Source organism: Microbispora sp. NBRC 16548 (genome assembly GCF_030268985.1).
GTDB classification, from domain to species: domain Bacteria; phylum Actinomycetota; class Actinomycetes; order Streptosporangiales; family Streptosporangiaceae; genus Microbispora; species Microbispora catharanthi.
The window spans coordinates 378946-396904 of the sequence record NZ_BSSF01000005.1 but is presented as its reverse complement, the minus strand read 5'-3'; the positions used below and the strand labels follow the sequence as shown (position 1 = coordinate 396904).

Sequence of the window (17959 nt, the reverse complement as noted above, 5' to 3'; positions counted from 1 at the left end):
CCCACGTGAACCGAGCCGGAATATGGCCGATCAACACCCGCCTGTCGCTGATCACCGGCGGGAGTGTGGCCGTCCTGTGCCTTCTGTTCTCCGCTGTCCTGATGTTCGCACTCCACCGGCTGAACACCCATAACCTCATCAGGGAGGCGACCGCCGCCGGCGACCTCATCGCGTACCGTCTGGACCGGGGAGGGGTCGACAACCCGCTTCCGTCGATCTCGCCCACCCTGATCCGCCCCATCCAGGTCGTCGATCCCGACGGCAGGGTCGTCGCGGCGACCGCGGACCTGCAGGGCAGGCCGCCGATGGCCCGGTTCCTGCCGAAGGCCCCCCGCCGGAGTACGATCGGCGTCGTATGCGACCACGTCTTCGGTCCCGACCGGTGCGAGATCGTGGTCGCGCAGCAGGTCTACCGCAACGGCACGTGGACCGTCTACAGCGCGGTGCCGACGGTTCCGTTCTACGTCTATCCGAGTCTGGTGGCACTGCTGATCGGCGGGACCGTCGTCGCCACCACCGCCGTCGTGTACGGCGTCCACCGGGTCGTACGCCACTCTCTCCAGCCGGTCGACGCGATCCGCACCCAGCTCGACGAGATCCACAAAACCACCCTCGCCCGCAGGGTTCCGGTGTACGTCGAGAAGGACGAGATCCGTCACCTGGCGGAGAGCGTGAACTACACGCTGGACCGGCTCGAGAGCGCGTTCGAGGAGCTGCGCCGCTTCACCGCCGACGCCTCTCACGAGCTCCGCAGCCCGATCACCGCCATCCGTACGCAGATCGAGAGCGCGATGCTCGCACCGGAGGACACCGACCTGAACACGCTGGGACGGGATGTCCTGCGGAGCCTGGACCGGCTCCAGGCGATCGCGGCCGACCTGCGCACGCTCACCCGGCTGGACGAGTGTGCGCCGGGCGAGCGCGAGCGGCTCGATCTGAGCGAACTCGTCGCCGCCCAGCTGAACGCCCGCCGGCCCACGCGGAACGTCGTCCGTCGTCTCGAGAGCGGTGTGACGGTCACGGGCGACCGGGCCCGGCTCGACCGGCTGATCGCGAGCCTGCTCGACAACGCCGAACGGCGTGCGGAGTCCAGGCTGACGGTCTCCGTGCGGTGGGAGGCGCCTGTCGACGGCGATCCCCGGTTCCGAGCGGGGGCCGCCGTGCTGGAGGTGCTCAACGACGGCGCGGTCGGCGGTCGCGATCGCAGCGGGACGAGCGTCCAGGGCTTCACCCGGCTCGACGCGGCGGGCGGTGGGAGCGCCGGGGGCGCCGGGCTCGGGCTGCCCATCGCCCGCCAGATCGCGGAGAGCCACGGCGGCGCGCTGATGATCACGAACAGTCCCCGGGGCGCCTGCTTCCTGCTCCTGCTTCCGCCGGCCTCGCCGGGCTGAACCCCCGCGTCCGCGCGACCCGTGCCCGAGTCGCTCCCGGGGCGAGGCCCGTGCTCAACGTGGCCGGCGTCACATGACCGGAAGCCGAACCCTCAGCGCCTACGGTCGGGCGACAAGCCTGGTCGGCAGCGGGCGAATCCGGCAATACGCTACGAAGCGTTCACTCCGTCCCCGAGAGGAACGATGGACTTTCGCCTGTTCGGCCCGCTCGAGGTCACCGACGCCACCGGCCGGGCCGTCGACCTCGGCACGCCCAAGCAGCGGGCCGTGCTGGCCATGCTCGCGCTGGAGCCGGGCCGCGTGGTCTCCCTCGACCGCCTCATCGACGAGCTCTGGTCGGGGGAGGCGCCGTCGAGCGCGACCGGGACGCTGCAGGCGTACGTCTCCCAGCTCCGCCGGGCGCTCGAACCCGGCCGGCCGCCGCGTACGCCGCCGAAGGTGCTGGTCACCCGCGAGCCCGGCTACCTGCTGGCGGTGGCGCCCGGCCAGGTGGACCTGGTCCGCTTCACCGCGCTGGCCGAGGACGGCGGGCGGGCGCTCGCCCGGGGCGAGCACGTCGCCGCGGCCGAGTCGCTGCGCGGCGCGCTGGAGACGTGGCGGGGCGAGCCGCTCGCCGAGTTCGCCGCGTACGAGTTCGCCCAGCCGGTCGTCGCACGGCTGACCGAGCTGCGCGCCACGGCCACCGAGAACTGGTTCGAGGCCCGGTTGGCGCTCGGCGACGCGGGATCGTGCGTGCCCGACCTCGAACGCCTGGTGGAGGACCATCCCTACCGGGAGCGGCTGTGGAGCCTGCTCGTGCTCGCCCTCTACCGGTCCGGACGGCAGGCCGACGCCCTCGCCGCGCTGCGCAGGGTCAGGGCGCTGCTCGCCGGGGAACTGGGCCTGGAGCCCGGCCCCGAGCTGCGGCGGCTCGAGCAGGCCGTCTTCGACCAGTCGCCGGACCTCGACGGCCCCGGGCCGGTCCTGCTCGCCCCCGCCGCCGCGCCGATGACGGCCGTCCCGCCCGGGACCGCGCCGCGACCGGTCGTCGACGACGGGCTCGTCGCCCGGCGCGAGCAGCTCGGACGCGTGGCCGCCCGCCTGGCCGAGGCACGCCGAGGCCGGGGCGGCGTGCTGCTGGTCGCCGGGGAGGCGGGCATCGGCAAGACCCGCCTCGCGGAGGCCGCGGCCGACGAGGCGGCCGCCCTGGGGATGGCGGTCGCCTGGGGCCGCTGCGCCGAGGACACCGGCGCCCCCGCCTTCTGGCCCTGGCTGCGGGTGCTGCGCGACCTCGGCCCCGACGCGGCGGACGCGCTGGCCGCCCTGTCCGGGGGCTCGCCGGGACGGACACCGGGCGGTGACCCGGGCGCCGCGCTGTTCGAACTGCACGAGCGGGTGACCGCAGCCCTTCGGACGGCGGGGCCGTCGCTCGTCGTCCTCGACGACCTGCACTGGGCGGACGCGTCGTCCCTGCGCCTGCTCGCGTTCGCGGCCGGGGAGCTGCACCGGTCGCCGGTGCTGGTGCTGGCGACGATCCGGCCTGAGCCTGGCGGCGACCCCGAGCAACTGGGCGACACGCTGGCCGCGCTCGCCCGCGAACGCGGCGCGGAGCGCCTCACGCTGCCGCCGTTCACCCGGGAGGAGGTGGCCGCCTACCTGGCCGGGCGCGACCTGCAGGACACGCGGCTCGCCGCGCTGCTGCACGAGCGCACCGGGGGCAATCCCTTCTATATGGGCGAGCTGATCCGGCTGCTGGGCAGCGAGCACCGGCTCGACGCCGCCTCGGTCGGAGTGCCCGACGGGGTGCGCGAGGTCATCGGCCGCCGCGTCGCGCGGCTGCCGGAGGACACCCGTGCGCTGCTGGAGGCGGCCGCCGTACTCGGCCGCGAGGTGAGCCTCGACGCGCTGGAGGCGGCTTGCGGCGTGGGCGCGGAGGAGGCGATGCTGCGGCTCGAACCGGCCGTGGCGACGGGGCTGCTCGTCGAGGCGCCCGGCTTCGACTACCGGTTCTCGCACGCCCTCGTCCGCGACGCCCTCTACGCCGGTCTCGGCCGGGTGCGCGCGGCGCGGCTGCACCTGCGAACAGGGGAGGCGCTGGAGACGCTTCCGGGGGTCGAGGCGTCCGTGCTCGCCTACCACTTCGTGGCGGCCGCCCGGGCGGGCGGCGCCGCCAAGGCGGTGGAGTACGCCGTCCTGGCCGCCCGGCAGGCCGCCGCCGGCTGCGCGTACGACGAGGCGGTGGAGTGGTGGGGCAGGGCCCTCGCCGCCCTCGGCCCGGCGGACCCGGCCCGGAGGTGCGCGCTGCTGGTGCGCCGCGGCGAGGCGCTGCGCGCGGTCGGCGACGTGGCCGGGGCGAGGTCGGCCCTGCAGGAGGCGATCGGTCTCGCCGCCGGGAGCGGCGAACGCGCGACGCTGATCGAGGCCGTCACCGTGTTCGGCGGCATGGCCGTGTGGAACTGGCGCCACTACGGCGTCGTGGACGGCGAGTCGGTCGCCCTGCTGGAGGGCCTGCTGAAGGAGCCGCTCGGCGACGCGGAGCGGGCCACCCTGCTGGGCACCCTGGGCCTGGAGCTGTACTACTCGCCGCGCAGGGCCGAAGGGGAGCGGCTGGCGGCCGACGGCGTGCGGCTCGCCCGCCGCACCGGCGACCCCCGCCTGCTGGCCCGCTCGCTCAACAACTACGTGATGGCCGCCTGGGTCTCCGAGCGGGAGGACGAGCGCCGCCGGGCGGTCGAGGAGATGCTCGCCCTTCCTCTGGACGCGACGGCGGAGGCCGTCGCCCGGGTCTTCCGCATGGCGCACCTGCTGCGGGCGGGCGAGCTCGCGGAGTGGGACCGCGACCTTACCCGCTGCGTGCGGCTGGCGGACGAGATCAGGCGGCCAGAGATGACCGGGATGGCGCGGATCGCCGAGGCCGCCGGCCGCACGATGCGCGGCGACTGGGCGGAGGCCGAACGCCTCGCGGAGGAGTTCACCGCGCTCATCGCGGGGTTCAGCATGTGGGGGCTCGACTACCCCGGCCTGATCACCCTTTACACCTGCCGCCGCGGGCAGGGCCGGGTGGACGAGCTGGCCGACCGGCTCGTGTCCCGGGCGCACGACCCCGACATGGTGCCGCTGCGCGCGGTCGCCGTGCTGGCCGCCCTCGACGCGGGCGACACGGCGCTCGCCCGGCGGCTGGCGGAGCGCTGGAGCGGCGACATCCGCGACGACTGGACCGCCGAGTTCCTCGTCGTCGTGTGGGGTCATGTGGCCGCCCGGCTCGGCGTGCCCGACCCCGCCGCCCTCTACCGGAGGCTCGCGCCGTACGGGGACCGGCTCGTGGTCAGCGGCATGGGCGGCGCCGGCTGGGGCTCCACCCACCTGGTCCTGGCCGAGCTGGCGGACGCCACGGGCGAGCGCGGCCTCGCCCTGCGCCACGCGCGCCGGGCCCACGGGACGCACCTGAGCCTGGGGCTGGACCACTGGGCGGGGGAGAGCAGCCGGCTCCTCGCCGAACTGGACGGATGAGCCGCCGTCACCCGAGGACGGGGTGGTTGCCGAGGATCACGCCGTGCGGGTCGCGGCGGCGCTTGATCTCGCGCAGGCGGGCCAGGATCTCGGCCGGGAAGGCGGACGCCGCCGGCTCCCCGTGGCCGAGGAAGGTGAAGGGCGTGCGGCCGCTCGCGACCCCCGCCACCGCGTCGGCGACGGCCGACTGCCGCCTCTGGATCGCCTCCGCCATGCCGGGCGCCGCGAGGACGCCGAGCGTGCTCAGCAGGTAGGGCTCCGCGATCTGGCCGCAGGCGCCGCCCTTCTCGTCCACGCGGGCCAGCGCCCCGCCGAGGTGGCGGATCTGCACGTAGGCGAGCGGCGCGATGGTGCCGGGACCGGCGGCGGCCAGCAGCGCCGTCGCGTCGGCGTCGCCGAGCCCGGTGAGCAGCTCGGAGCGCAGCATCGCGGGCGTGGGGTCGGTCGGCTCGGCGCAGATGTCCGCGAGGTTCGCCACGGGCATCGGGCCGCGCGTGTCGAAGACGGGCTCGGGAATCCGGTCGAACCGGTGCAGCAGGGCCCGCGCCTCGTCCGGGTCGCCGAGGTAGGTGACGTCGATCGTCACGGCCGACAGGCCGCGCAGCGGCTCGGGCAGCTCGGGCAGCGGCGGGAACTGCAGCAGGTGGAACCAGACCGTCAGCTCCTCGGGCGCCTCGGCCGTGGTGGCGCGGAAGGCGGCCAGCACCTCCGCGGCCCGCCTGGCAGGCCACAGGATCCGCCCGCCGTACAGCACCGGCGCCGGGTGCAGGTCGAACTCCATCGCGGTCACCACCGCGAAGTCGCCCCCGCCGCCGCGCAGCGCCCAGAACAGCTCGGGGTCGCTGCCGGCCGTGACGGTCGCGTGCTCGCCGGAGGCGTCCACGACCTCGAACGCGCGCACGCTGTCGGCGGCGAAGCCGTACCTGCGCCCGAACCAGCTCAGGCCCCCGCCCAGGGTGAACCCGGTGGCGCTGACGGCCCCCGTGCTGCCCGCCAGCGGCGTCAGCCCGTGCTCGCCCGCCGCCGTGAGCACCTCGCCCCAGGAGACGCCGGCCTCCACCCGGGCCACCCGCTCAGCCGGCCGTACGGTCAGGCCGCGTAGCGCCGTCGTGCGCAGCAGGATCGCGTCGTCGAAGGCGTCGGGGGCGTGCCCGTTCGCCTGGGTCGCGACGCGCAGCCCGGCGAGGCCCGCGTAGCCGACCACGGCCGCGACGTCGTGCGCGTCCCGCGCCTCGACGACCGCCGCGACCCGCTGGTCGACGGCCATGTCCCAGGGGCGCCGGCTCTCGTCGAAGCCCTCGTCGCCCCGCACCAGCACCCGGCCGCGCGCCACCCGGCGGAGATCGGCGCCGAGCGCCTTCACCTGGTCCATCTCTTCTCCTCCCCATCGTGGGTTCCTCGTGCGGGACCACCGTGGAACACAGGGATCGGAGCCTGCATGGGCGTGGCTTGGAGACCGTCCAAGTCGCCCCCAAGTGGACCGTTCCGGTGGGGGTCGTCCCGGCTCTACGCTTGCCGCAGCTATCAGAGGGGTTTTCGGTCATGAACTCGCTGTCCTTCCGGCTGCTCGGCCCCTTCGAGGTCACCGGCGGCGACGGCCGCGTCATCGACCTCGGCCCGCGCAAGCAGCGGGCGGTGCTCGCCGTCCTCGCCCTGGAACCCGGCAGGATCGTCTCCCTCGACCGGCTGATCGACGAGCTGTGGGCGGACGAGCCGCCCTCCAGTGCCACCGCGACGCTGCAGTCGTACGTCTCGAACCTGCGCAAGGTGCTGGAGCCGGGACGCCGGCCGCGCACGCCCCCGGCCGTGCTGCTCACCCGCGAGCCCGGCTACCTGCTGTCCGTCGCGCCCGGCCAGGTCGACCTCGTGCGCTTCGTCTCCTGGGTGGAGGACGGCCGCAGGGCGCTCGCCCGGCGCGAGTACGCCGCGGTGCTCGGGCTGATCGACCGGGCGCTGGAGACGTGGCGGGGCGAGCCGCTCGCCGAGTTCGCGGCCTACGATTTCGCCCAGCCCGTCATCGCGCGCCTGTCCGAGCTGCGGGCGGTGGCGGTCGAGGACCGGTTCGAGGCCAGGCTCGCCATGGGCGACGGGCCCTCGTGCGTGGCCGACCTGGAGCGGCTGGTCGAGGGGTACCCCTACCGCGAGCGGCTGTGGAGCCTGCTCGTCCTCGCCCTCTACCGGTCGGGCAGGCAGACCGACGCGCTCGGTGCGCTGCGCCGGGTGCGGGCCCTGCTCGCCGAGGAGATGGGCCTGCAGCCCGGCCCCGAGCTGCGGCGGCTGGAGCAGGCCGTGCTGGAGCAGTCGCCGTCCCTGGACGCGCCCGCGCCCCTGGAAGCGCCCGCCGTCGCGCGGCCGGCCGCCCCGGAGGAGAGATCCCTCTCGGCGGCCGAGCCGCCGTCGTCCGCGGCCCTCGTCGCGCGCGAGCGCGAACTCGCCCGCCTCGGCGAACGGCTCGGCGCCGTACGGCGGGGCCGCGGCGGCGTGCTGCTGGTGACCGGCGAGCCGGGAATCGGCAAGACCAGGCTGGCCCAGCTCGCCGCCGAGGAGGCCGAGGCCCGTGGCGTCACGGTCGTCTGGGGCCGCTGCGTGGAGGCCGAGGCGGCCCCGCCGTTCTGGCCCTGGCTGCAGGCGCTGCGTGAGCTGGGGGAGCGGGGCCGGGCCGCCGCGCGGCTCCTCGCGGGCGAGGGCGACGCCGCCGCCGACCCCGAGGCCGCGCTCTTCGAGCTGTACGAGGGCGTGCTGGCCGCGCTCGCCCGATCCGGCACGCCGACGCTGGTGGTGCTGGACGACCTCCACGCGGCGGACGCCGCCTCGCTGCGGCTGCTCGCCTTCCTCGCCGCCGAGCTGCACCGCAGGCCCGTGCTGGTGCTGGCCACCGTACGGCCGGAGCCGGGCAGGGAGCCCGAGCGGCTGCGCGACACCCTCGCCGCCCTGACCCGCGAGCCCGGCACCGAGCGGCTCACCCTCGCGCCGTTCACCAAGGAGGAGGTCGGCGCGTTCCTGCGGCGGCACGACCTGACCGACCCCGCGCTCGCCGAGGTGCTCTACCGCCGCACCGGCGGCAACCCCTTCTACCTCGGCGAACTGCTGCGACTGCTCGGCAGCGAGCACCGGCTCGAGGACGCCGCGTCGCTGGGCGTGCCCGAAGGCGTCATGGAGGTCATCGAGCGGAGGGCCGCGCGGCTGCCCGAGCCCACCAGGGAGCTGCTGCGCCGCGCCGCCGTCCTGGGCCGCGACGTCAGCCTCGACGTGCTGGAGGCGCTCACGGAAACCCCCGCAGAGGAGGTGATGTCGCTGCTGGAGCCCGCCGTCGCCGCCGGCCTCCTCGCCGAGGCGCCGGGAGGCTTCGACTACCGCTTCTCGCACGCCCTGGTGCGTGACGCGCTCTACGCCGGGCTCGGCCGCCTGGAGAAGGCCAGGCTCCACCTGGGCGTGGCGGAGGCCCTGGAGTCCCTGCCGACGGCGCCGCCCGGCGGCGACAAAGCGGCGCGCCTGCCCGTCCTCGCCCACCACTTCGCCATGGCGGCGCGGGTCGGGGGAGCGGACAAGGCCGTCGGCTACGCCGCCAGGGCGGCCAGGCAGGCGACCGCGCAGCGCGCGTACGACGAGGCGGTCGAGCTGTGGGACAAGGCGCTGCTCGCCCTCGGCACGCGCGACCCGGCCAGGCGGTGCCGCCTGCTGATCGAGCTGGGCCGGTCGCTGCGCGTGGTCGGGGACGCCGTACGGGCTCGGGCGGCACTCGAGGAGGCCATCGAGCTGGCGGAGGACATGGCCGACCGGGAGGCCCTGGTGGAGGCCGTGGCGGTGTTCGGCACCCTCAGCGTCTGGAACTGGCGGTCGTACGGAGTGGTCGACGACCACACGGTCGCCCTCATCGAGAACCTGCTGGAGGGCCCCCTGGACGACGCCCATCGGGCGGCGCTGCTCGGCACTCTCGGCATCGAGCTCAACTACGGGCCTCGCCGGGCCGAAGGCGAGGCGATGGTGGCGGAGGCCGTGGAGATCGCCCGCGGGGTCGGCGACCCGGCCCTGCTCCTCCAGGTGCTCAACAACTACATGATCGCGTCCTGGGTGCCGGAGCGGGAGAACGAGCGGCGCCGTGCCGCCGAGGAGATGCTCGCGGTGCCGGATCTTCCCGCCGCGGCTGAGATCGTGGCCCGGGTGCACCGGATGGCGTGCCTGTTCAGGGCGGGGGAGCTGACCGAGTGGGAGCGGGATCTGGCCCGCGCCGAGCATCTGCTGCAGGAGGTCAGGAGATCTGAGCTGACGGCCATGGTGCGCATCGCCGAGGCCGCGCGGCTGACCCTGGACGGCCGCTGGGACGAGGTCGAGCGCCTCGTCGGCGAGCTCGGCGAGGTCTTCGGCGACAGCAGCATGTGGGGCCTGGGCGTCGTGCGGCCGACCATGCTCTACGCCTGCCGCCGGGGACAGGGCAGGGTCGCCGAAATCCTCGAGGAGGTCATCGCGGCGGCGTCGCAGCCGCACAACGACCCGCTGCGTCCCATAGCCGTGCTCGCGGCGCTCGACGTGGGCGATCGTGAGCTGGCCGGGAACCTGATCGCCCGATGGGGCACGACCGTCCCCGACGACTGGTCGGGGGAGTTCGTCGCCGTCGTCTGGTCGTACGTCGCGGCCCAACTCGGAGTCCCCGACCCCTCGGGCCTGTACGCCAGGCTGGCGCCGTACGCGGATCGGCTGGCCCTGCACGGCAGCGGCACGGTCGGCTGGGGCTCGATCCACCAGGCGCTGGCGATGTTGTCGATGGCCATGGGCGAGCGGGAGCGGGCCCTGGACCACGCGCGCCGGGCCCACGAGATCCACACCCGCCTGGGGCTGGACTACTGGGCGGAGCGGAGCGCGCGACTCCTGGCCGAACTGCGCGTATAAGGGAGTGCGTACGTCCCGGGGTCGTGTCACCATCGACGGAAGGCACCCGGGAGCCGGGAAGGCATCGGGGTGTCCGACTGTTCTGTCTAGTAGAGATGACATATATGCGAAACGAGCCCGAAGACCTCGCCGTAGGCGATTACGAACTGGAAGAGCGCCAGGCGCTCCGCCGCGTAGCGGGTCTGTCGACAGAGCTCGAAGACATCACCGAAGTCGAGTACCGGCAGCTCCGGCTGGAGCGCGTCGTCCTGGTCGGCGTCTGGGCGGGCGGCACGGCCCTGGAGGCGGAGAACTCGCTGCAGGAGCTGAAGCTGCTGGCCGAGACCGCCGGATCGCAGGTGCTGGAGGGCCTGATCCAGCGTCGCGACCGGCCCGACCCCGCCACCTACATCGGATCGGGTAAGGCGATCGAGCTGCGGGACATCGTGGCCGCCGGCGGCGCCGACACCGTGATCTGCGACGGTGAGCTGACCCCCGGTCAGCTCCGCCAGCTCGAAGAGGTCGTGAAGGTCAAGGTCATCGACCGGACCGCGCTGATCCTCGACATCTTCGCCCAGCACGCCAAGAGCCGCGAGGGCAAGGCCCAGGTCGAGCTGGCGCAGCTGCAGTACCTGCTGCCGCGCCTGCGAGGCTGGGGTGGCAATCTGTCCCGCCAGGTCGGCGGTCGCGCCGCGGGCGGCGTCGGCATCGGCGGCCGCGGCCCCGGTGAGACCAAGATCGAGCTGGACCGGCGGCGGATCCGCGAGCGGATGGCCAAGCTGCGGCGGCAGATCAAGGAGATGTCGACCGCACGGCAGACCATGCGGCACCGTCGGCAGGCCCGCGAGGTGCCGGCCGTGGCGATCGCCGGATACACCAACGCCGGCAAGTCGTCGCTGCTCAACCGGCTCACCGGCGCGGGAGTTCTGGTCGAGGACGCGCTGTTCGCGACCCTCGACCCCACCGTGCGCAAGGCCCGCACGCCCGAGGGCCGCCTGTTCACGCTGGCCGACACGGTCGGTTTCGTCCGGCACCTGCCCCACCAGCTCGTCGAGGCGTTCCGCTCGACGCTGGAGGAGGTGGCGGACGCCGACCTGATCCTCCACGTGGTGGACGGGTCGCATCCCGATCCCGAGTCGCAGATCGCGGCCGTCCGCGAGGTGCTGGCCGAGATCGAGGGCGCGCGGGACATCCCGGAGATCGTCGTCGTCAACAAGGCCGACGCCGCCGATCCCGTCGTGCTGACCCGGCTGACGATGAAGGAGCGGCACAGCGTCGTCGTCTCCGCCCGCACCGGGGCCGGGATCGGCGAGCTGATGTCCGTGATCGAGCGGGAGCTGCCCCGCCTCGACCACGAGGTCAGGCTGCTGGTGCCGTACGACAGGGGCGACCTGATCGCGCGGGCGCACAGCGAGGGCGAGGTCCTGTCGCTGGAGCACACCGGCGACGGCACGGTCCTGCACGCCCGGGTCTTCGCCGACCTGTACGCGGAGCTGGACCGGGTGGCCAAGCCCGTCGAGACCGTCTGACGCCTCTCACAGGCGGGCCACCTCCGGCGTGTCGGTGGCCCGCCAGCGGTTGCCCTTGCTACGATAAGGAAAGCCTAATGGGACCTTATGGCGTGGGTAACAACATGACACCAGGCAGTGCGGTCACCCTTTCCGAGGCGTTCGCGGACATCGGATCGGTCTCGTCGATCCTGATCTCGCCGCAGCGTGTGAGACGACTGATGCGCGGCGATGCGCATGAGACCGGCGTACGTTTCTGTCGCTAACCCTGTACATCAAGCCCACCTGTGAAATACCGTAACTGAACTGAATCGCCCGGGTTCGAGACCCCGGCGGTAGGGTCATCGCACAACATCGGTGCGCGATGAGGCAGGAGACCCCCCAATGACGTCCGGACGCGAAGCGGACCCGGCGGGCCAGGCGCCCGCAGGCGGGGGCCGTTCGTCGTCCCGGGGTGTTTGGCAGGTGATCGGATGACCGTTCGCCTTCTCACGAACATCGGCCGGCTCTGGACCGGGCACGATGTGTGCAGCAACGCGGCGATCCTGGTGCACAACGACCGGATCGCGTGGGTCGGCCGCGCCGCCGACCTCCCGCAGAGCGTTCCCGGCGTCGTGGACGACATCGTCGACGTCGACCACGTGGAGAACCTCGGCGGTGCGCTCGTCACGCCCGGCCTCATCGACGCGCACACCCACCCCGTCTACGCCGGCAACCGCTACGCCGAGATGGCGATGCGTTCCGGCGGGTCCAGCTCCTCGGCCATCGCGGCGGCGGGCGGCGGCATCGGCTCGACCGTCACCGTCACGCGTGGCACCGACCCCTGGACGCTGTGCAACGGGGTCCGCGAGCGGCTGCGCGAGTGGCTGCTCGGCGGCACCACGACCGTCGAGGCCAAGACCGGCTACCACCTGACCCGCGACGGCGAGCTGGCCGACGTGCGGCTGCTGCGCGAGCTCGAGAAAGAGCCGATGATGCCGCGGGTCCACGTCACGTTCATGGCCGCCCACGTGGTGCCGCCGGAATACTTCGGCCGCCAGCGCGACTACGTCGAGGCCGTGGCCTCGTGGTGCGCGGACGCCGCCGGCGCCGGGGCCGACAGCGTGGACGTCTACTGCGACGACGGTCACTTCACTGCCGAGGAGGCCCGCTGGGTGCTGGCCTCCGGCCGCAACGTCGGGCTGCTGCCGCGCATCCACGCGGGCGCCTACAACCGGCGCGGCGCCGTCCAGCTCGCGGCCGAGATGGGCTGCGCCTCCGCCGACCTGCTCCACCACGCCTCGGACGAGGACGTCGCCCTGATGGCGAGATACGGCGTGCCCGCCGTCGTCTGCCCGGGCGCGGCCCTGCAGGTGGGCCACCTCCCGCCGGTGCGCCGGATGCTGGCCCAGGGCGTCCCGGTGGCGCTCGGCAGCGACCACAACCCGGGCCACTGCGGCATCACCTCGATGTCCCTGGTCATCAGCCTCGCGGTGGCGGCGTTCGGGATGAGCGTCGGAGACGCTCTGCGGGCCGCCACGCTGGGCGGCGCCCAGGTCCTCGGCGCTCCCGACCGCGGCATCCTCGCTCCCGGCCGCCTCGCCGACATCGTCCAGTGGGACGCCGACCACGAGGGCGCGTTCGCCTGGTCGTTCGGCCTCAAGCCGCGTCGCGTCTGGCGGGGCGGCGTACCGGTCCAGTGACCGGTGTGGCCTGAACGTTCACGAAGAGGTTGCCGGGCGATCACCCTTGGGTAATCTCGCGATATGTCACCACCTGTCGCTGTCGTCACCGATTCCACGGCGTACCTGGGCGCCGAGGCGACCGGCAGATGGAACATCACCGTCGTACCGGTTCAGGTGATCCTGGGCGATCGCGAGATCGACGACGTGACCCCGTTCGACGCCGGTCTTCTCGCGCACGCCCTCAAGGGCCGCTCGCCGATCGTCACCTCCCGCCCGGCCCCCGAGCGCTTCGCCGACGCCTACCGGCGAGCCGCCGCGAACGGCGCCGCCGCGATCGTCTCCGTCCACCTGTCCGGCGCGCTGTCCGGCACCGCGGACTCCGCGCGACTCGCCGCGCGTGAGGCCCCCGTGCCGGTCGAGGTCGTCGACAGCGGGTCGATCGCCATGGGACTCGGCTTCGCGGTGCTGGCCGCCGCGCGGGCGGCCGTGGCGGGCGCCGCGGCCGCCGAGGTGGCCGACGTGGCCCGCCGGCGGGCCGCTGCCGCGAGCACGTTCTTCTACGTCGAGACGCTCGACTACCTGCGGCACGGCGGCCGCATCGGACGGGTGACCAACCTCCTGGGATCGGCGCTGTCGATCAAACCGCTGCTGCGCATGGCCGACGGCGAGATCGGCGTTCTGGAGAAGGTCCGCACCGGGAGCCGCGCCCTCGCCCGCCTGGAGGACCTGGCCGTCGAGGCGGCGGGGGACCGGCCGGTCGACGTGGCCGTGCAGCACCTGATGGCGGCCGAGCGGGCCGAGGCGCTGACCAAGGGCCTGACGGCACGGCTGCCCAGGCTCGTACGGATGTGGGTGGCCGAGGTCGGGCCTGTCCTCGGCGCTCACGTCGGCCCCGGCATGCTCGGCGTCACCGTCGCTCCCGCCGCCATGGACTGAGCGTCCGGGCAAGGCCGCCGCGCTGCTGTGCTGTGCTGTGCTGTGCTGCCCGGCCGTGCCACCGTGCCGCGCCGCTTGGCCGTGCCGTCGCGCTGTGCCGGGCCGCGCAAGCGCCGTGTCGCCGTGCCGCGCCGCGCCCTCCCGCCCTCGCCTGGCGGACCCTCCGGTGTTCGCGGGTTGTCCACAGAATCGCGTTCGGCAGCGGGCGGGGACCTGGCATGTCCCTACCGTCCATGGCGTGCGAAGCAAGGAGTCTCGCGGGGCCGTCCGCGGCGTCGTCGGCGAGTCCCGCCTGCGCGGGCTGTTGCGTCCGCTCGACCCGGTTCCCCCGTCCGCGCGCCTGCGGTCGACGCCGTCCCCGCCCGGGCCGCCGCCGTCGTTCGGCGCACCCCACCTCGTCCGTACGGAGACGTACGTGCCGGAGCATCCGACGGAGACCGAGGACGGCCCTTACCGGGAGGAGACCTCCGGCATGTCCGGCACGCCCGAAGAGGTCGCCGATCGGCGGGAGGGACGAGCGGACGAGCCGCGAACATCCGTGCGGGACCTGCGGACGCTCGGACGGGGGGCTCTCGGTCGTGCCCTGCCACGGCTCGACCCGGGCATGTCCGGGCTGCGGGTGCTGGTGGCCGCCGGGCTGCTCGCCGCGGTCGTCACCGGGATCCTGGCCTGGCGGTCGAGGCCGGTGGCCGAGCCCGTGGCCCCGCCGCTCCCGGCCGCCGCGGTTCGCGAGCTCGGCCCTGCCGCCGACCACGTCGCAGGCTCCGCCGCCGGCCCAATCGCGGCACCGGGTTCGGCCTCGCCCGCGACGTCGGGCCCCGCAGCCGATAGCGGGCCGGGCGCGACGGCCTACGTCGCGGGCGCCGGTGGTCCCATGGCCACGACCCCCGGTTCATCGGCGCGAGTCGTGGTTCACGTGACGGGCAAGGTCCGCAACCCGGGGGTGTTCGTCCTCGCGTCCGGCTCGCGGGTCGCCGACGCGATCGAGGCCGCGGGAGGTCTGCGGAAGGGCGCGAAACCGGATGGGATCAACCTGGCCCGGCGTCTGGTGGACGGTGAGCAGATCGTCGCCGGAAGCCCGGCGACGGCCGGCGCGGGCCCCGCTACCGGCCCTGAATCGGGCATGGCGCCGGGGGCACCGGGAGCCGGGGTGGTGAACCTCAACACCGCCACAGCCGAGCAACTCGACGCGCTGCCCGGGATCGGCGGCGTGATCGCGCAACGGATCGTCGACTACCGGGACGCGCACGGAGGCTTCCAGAGCGTCGACCAGTTGAAGGACGTCCCAGGCATCGGAGACAGGAAGTTCGCCGAGATGCGCGACAAGGTCTCCGTGTGACCACCGCCGGCTTTCCCCATGATCTCCCCGAGGCCCGCGACGAGCCGGGGCAGGACGAGCCGGGGCGTGAAGGATCGGGCAGCGACGAGCCGGGGCAGGATGAGCCGGGGCGCGGCAGGGCGGTCTCCGGTCCGGCGGCTCTGGCCGCTCCAGCGGTGGCCTCCTGGCTCACGGCACTCGTGCTGCTCGGCTGCCCCGCCGCCGCCGGAGCCGCCGTGGCGCTGGCCGCGGCTGTCGCGGGCGCCGTCACGTGGGCCGCGGCGCGGCGCCGCGACCAGGTGGCCGACCCCGACCAGGCGCCGGCAGGAGAGCACTCCGCCGCCGCGGGCGGGAAATGGGCAGGTGAGGCACCCCGCCACCGCTTGGGAGAGCAGCAGCGGTGGACGGGCGGGGCTGCCGCGAGGATCGCACTGGCGGTGCTCGCGTCCGTGGCCGTTACGGCCACGGTGACGGCGTTCACGGTCCACGCGGTGACGACCGGGCCGGTGCCGGACCTGGCCCGCCGGGACGTCACGGTGACCGCGGAGGCCGAGATCACCGACGATCCGCGCATCCGGCCGCACCAGGGCGGGGTGTCCCGGCGCGAGACGGCGGTCGTCCGGGCCCGGATGCTGCTGGTGTCGGCCGCTCGGGAGCGGTACGCCGTGGACGTGCCCGTCGTGCTGCTCGGTCCCGCCGACGGCTGGCGTCCGCTGTTGCCGAGCCAGCGGGTCAGGGTGCGCGGGCGGTTGCGCCCGGCCGAGCCGGGCGAGCCCGTCGCGGCCGTGATGCTCGTCCGGGGGCCGCCCGAGCCGATCGGCACGCCCTCGTCCGTGCAGCGTGCGGCCGGAGTGCTGCGCGCGGGGCTGCGCGAGGCGAGCGATGTGCTGCCGGACGATCAGCGCGGGCTGCTGCCCGGCCTGGTCGTCGGCGACGTGTCGCGGCTGGACGAGGAGGTCCGGCTCGACCTGGCGACGGCGGGGCTCGGCCACCTCACCGCCGTATCCGGCACCAACCTCGCGATCGTGGCGGGCGCCGTGCTGGTGCTCGGGCGCTTCGCCGGCCTGCCACTGGCCCTCAGGGCCGTCGTCGCGGTCGTCGCGATGATCGCGTTCGCGGTCGTGGCGAGGCCGTCGCCGAGCGTGCTGCGAGCCCTCGTCATGGGAACTGTCGCCGCCGTGGCCCTCGGCACCGGCCGCACCCGGGACGGCGTGGCCGCCCTGTCGGCGACCGTGCTGGGGCTGGTCGTGTTCGATCCAGGGCTGGCCCGGCAGTGGGGCTTCGCGCTGTCGGTGTTCGCGACCGGCGGCATCCTGGTCCTCGCGCCCCGGTGGCGGGACCGTCTGGCGGCGCGCCGGGTGCCCCGTCTGCTCGCCGAGGCCCTGGCCGTGACCGCTGCGGCGCAGGCGGCGGTCACGCCACTGCTGGTGCTGATGTCCGGGCGCCTCGACCTGGCCGCGATCCCGGCCAACCTGCTCGCGGAGCCCGCGGTGGCGCCCGCGACGGTGCTGGGGTTCGGGGCCGCCGTGATCGCCCCGGTGAGCATGGACCTGGCCCGGCTGCTGGTGCGCCCCGCCGGGTGGGCCGTGGGCTGGATCATCGCGGTGGCGCAGCGGGCTGCCGACCTTCCGTTCGCCTCGGCCCAGTGGCTCGGGGGAGCGGCGGGCGTCGCCGCGCTCGCGGCGGCGGCCGTCGCGGGATGGCTCGTCCTGCGGGGCCGTGCGCGAAGACGCCTGGTGGCGGCGCTCGCTGCGGGAGCGCTGCTCGCTGCCCTCGTGGCCATGCCGGTGGTGTCGCCCTGGCCGCCGACGGGATGGCTGCTGGTCGTCTGCGACGTCGGCCAGGGGGACGCCCTGGCGCTGGCGGCCGGTCCCGGCCGGGCCGTGGTGGTCGACGCCGGACCACAGCCGGGTCCGGCCGATCGGTGTCTGCGCGCTCTCGGAGTGCGGCAGGTGCCGCTCGTGGTCCTCACCCACCCTCACCTCGACCACGTCGGCGGGCTGCCGGGCGTGCTGCGCCGCCGCGCGGTGGGGGCGGTCGTCGTGAGCTCGCGCCGCGTGCCGGAGGGCGAGGCCGGTCGCGTCTCCACGCAGCTCAGGACGGCCCGGATCCCGGAATGGCAGGCGGTCCCCGGGATGCGGTGGCGATTCGGGCCGAGCGAGATCACGGTGCTCGCCCCCGAGCCCGGTGCGGCGCCGCAGGGCCCCGGCGAGGGGGCGACGGCCAACAACGCCAGCGTCGTCCTGCTGGTCCGCTGGTTCGGACCGCGCACCGCACCACGCGACCCGTCGGCGACACCAGGCGACCCACCCGGGGCACAGGACGCAGCCGCAGCGCCCGCAGCGCCCGCAGCGCCCGCAGCGCCGGGAGTGCCTGGAGTGTCGGGGACGCCGGCAGGGCCCGGAGCACGACCAGCATCCGGGTCGATTCTGGGGGCGGCCCTGCTCGCCGGTGACCTGGAGACGGAGGCGCAGGAAGCCCTGGTGCGGCGCGGCCTGCCACGGGTCGACGTGCTGAAAGTGCCCCATCACGGGTCGTCCCGGCAGGCACCGGCCTTCCTCGCCGCCACGGGCGCGCGGGCCGCCCTCATCAGCGTCGGCGCGGTCAACGACTACGGGCATCCCGCCCCGTTGACGCTGCGGCGCCTGAGCTGGCTCGGCATGCGCCCCTACCGCACCGACCTGTCGGGTGACATCGCCGTCGTCGCCACCCACAACGGCCTCGCCGTGGTCGTACGGGGCAAAGGAGCGCGAGCCAGGTGAGGGAGGCGTGGGGGCGGCGGCGGAT

At 74.7% G+C, this 17959-nt stretch carries 9 protein-coding genes; 8 read left to right on the top strand and 1 reads right to left on the bottom strand.

The genetic code is table 11. The features are described 5' to 3' along the window. Positions 1-5: 5 nt before the first annotated feature. Positions 6-1391, top strand: coding sequence for a sensor histidine kinase (locus QSK36_RS16160; protein ID WP_285782957.1), 1386 nt, complete (start codon positions 6-8; stop codon positions 1389-1391). A gap of 183 nt (positions 1392-1574) precedes the next feature. Beyond that, positions 1575-4880: an ATP-binding protein gene (locus tag QSK36_RS16155; RefSeq protein WP_285782956.1), complete on the top strand. Its 3306-nt coding sequence runs from the start codon at positions 1575-1577 to the stop codon at positions 4878-4880. A 7-nt stretch (positions 4881-4887) separates the two neighbouring features. Here QSK36_RS16155 and QSK36_RS16150 read toward each other — a convergent pair whose 3' ends face one another. Then, a complete protein-coding gene (locus tag QSK36_RS16150) occupies positions 4888-6252 on the bottom strand; it encodes an FAD-binding oxidoreductase (protein ID WP_285782955.1) in 1365 nt (454 codons plus the stop codon). A gap of 170 nt (positions 6253-6422) precedes the next feature. Between QSK36_RS16150 and QSK36_RS16145 the strand changes: the two genes are divergently transcribed. The 6 genes from QSK36_RS16145 (at position 6423) to QSK36_RS16120 (ending at position 17934) form a co-directional block, all read left to right on the top strand. Next, the gene (locus QSK36_RS16145; RefSeq protein WP_285782954.1) at positions 6423-9767 is read left to right on the top strand and encodes an ATP-binding protein; all 3345 of its coding nucleotides are present in this window, start codon (positions 6423-6425) and stop codon (positions 9765-9767) included. Between the two features lie 104 nt (positions 9768-9871). Next, positions 9872-11275, top strand: a complete 1404-nt coding sequence (gene hflX / locus QSK36_RS16140; RefSeq protein ID WP_225898379.1) for a GTPase HflX — start codon at positions 9872-9874, stop codon at positions 11273-11275. Positions 11276-11727: 452 nt separating this feature from the next. After that, the gene (gene hutI, locus QSK36_RS16135; protein WP_183538901.1) at positions 11728-12936 is read left to right on the top strand and encodes an imidazolonepropionase; all 1209 of its coding nucleotides are present in this window, start codon (positions 11728-11730) and stop codon (positions 12934-12936) included. Between the two features lie 63 nt (positions 12937-12999). Further along, on the top strand, positions 13000-13854 hold the full coding sequence (locus QSK36_RS16130) for a DegV family protein (protein ID WP_183538903.1): 855 nt from the start codon (positions 13000-13002) through the stop codon (positions 13852-13854). A 238-nt stretch (positions 13855-14092) separates the two neighbouring features. Further along, positions 14093-15193, top strand: coding sequence for a ComEA family DNA-binding protein (locus QSK36_RS16125; RefSeq protein WP_285782953.1), 1101 nt, complete (start codon positions 14093-14095; stop codon positions 15191-15193). After that, on the top strand, positions 15190-17934 hold the full coding sequence (locus QSK36_RS16120; protein WP_285782952.1) for a ComEC/Rec2 family competence protein: 2745 nt from the start codon (positions 15190-15192) through the stop codon (positions 17932-17934). The genes QSK36_RS16125 and QSK36_RS16120 overlap by 4 nt, the downstream gene beginning before the upstream one ends. Positions 17935-17959 lie beyond the last annotated feature (25 nt).

Excerpts from the sequence above, each read along its gene's own strand:
- hflX (WP_225898379.1), top strand. The coding sequence starts at position 9,872 with ATGCGAAACGAGCCCGAAGACCTCGCCGTAGGCGATTACGAACTGGAA.
- QSK36_RS16155 (WP_285782956.1), top strand. The coding sequence starts at position 1,575 with ATGGACTTTCGCCTGTTCGGCCCGCTCGAGGTCACCGACGCCACCGGC.
- hutI (WP_183538901.1), top strand. The coding sequence starts at position 11,728 with ATGACCGTTCGCCTTCTCACGAACATCGGCCGGCTCTGGACCGGGCAC.
- QSK36_RS16130 (WP_183538903.1), top strand. The coding sequence starts at position 13,000 with ATGTCACCACCTGTCGCTGTCGTCACCGATTCCACGGCGTACCTGGGC.
- QSK36_RS16145 (WP_285782954.1), top strand. The coding sequence starts at position 6,423 with ATGAACTCGCTGTCCTTCCGGCTGCTCGGCCCCTTCGAGGTCACCGGC.
- QSK36_RS16150 (WP_285782955.1), bottom strand. The coding sequence starts at position 6,252 with ATGGACCAGGTGAAGGCGCTCGGCGCCGATCTCCGCCGGGTGGCGCGC.